This window comes from Loktanella sp. DJP18 (assembly GCF_049310965.1).
Taxonomy (GTDB): domain Bacteria; phylum Pseudomonadota; class Alphaproteobacteria; order Rhodobacterales; family Rhodobacteraceae; genus Loktanella.
Window position 1 is genome coordinate 1 of sequence record NZ_JBMERN010000352.1, and the last position, 911, is coordinate 911.

Sequence of the window (911 nt, forward strand, 5' to 3'; positions counted from 1 at the left end):
ATACCAACCTGCGCAGATCAGAACTCTTTAGCCCACTGGCGGTGTCCGATGGACATGATGCGCTCAGGGATGCTGATCAGCTTATTCCATGCATCACAGCAATGATCGACGATTTCCTCATAGGAATGAAAGATGCGGTTGGAGAGCCAGTTGTCCCGCATGAACTGCCAGATATTTTCGACGGGATTGAGTTCCGGGCATTTGGCAGGCAGTGGAATGATGCTGATATTGTCGGGTATGACGAGCGCCGCGGTCATATGCCACCCGGCCTGATCCATGAGCATGACCGCATGGGCTCCGGGCTCCACGGTTCGAGCGATTTCAGCGAGATGCAGGTTCATTGCGTCAGTATTGCAGTAGGGCAGGACAAGACCTGCGCCCTTGCCTGATGCTGGACAGATGGCTCCAAAAATATAGGTCGATATAGTGCGCTGATCATGCGGTGCCGAGGGTCGCGTCCCACGCTTCGACCAACGTCGTGTGATCTTGTTTTTTTGCCCTACACGCGCTTCGTCCTGGGGAACCAAATCTCTATTGCAGTGTCTGGTGGGAGCCCTGCTCGAACTCTTTCAAGTTCGGCTGCAAAGCCCCCTTTTTAAACGCCTCCAACGCTTCAGTGTCTTGCGCGTAGTGGCGAGGCCGAGCCGTAAGCTTGACGTAGCCAAGCTTCTTCAGTTCCCGGCTCACCGTCGTTTCGTCAAGCGACACCGCAAACTGAGCGTGGAGCCACTGTGCCAGGTCGCTCAGTCGCCAGCGCACAACCCCATGGATTGCCGGGATCGGACCGCTCTCGACGATCTCCACGAGCGCTTGGCGTTGGGCATCATTAAGCTTGGACCGCGGGCCGGGCGGCTTGCCATCAATCAACGCATCCGGGCCGCGGGCATTGAACCGCATAACCCAGTCCCGCA

The 911-nt window shown here is 57.0% G+C and carries 1 pseudogene; it reads right to left on the reverse strand.

From position 1 onward, the window contains the following. Window positions 1–17 precede the first annotated feature (17 nt). Window positions 18–911 (reverse strand): annotated as a pseudogene (locus ACOI1H_RS25845) (IS630 family transposase); the annotation flags it as partial.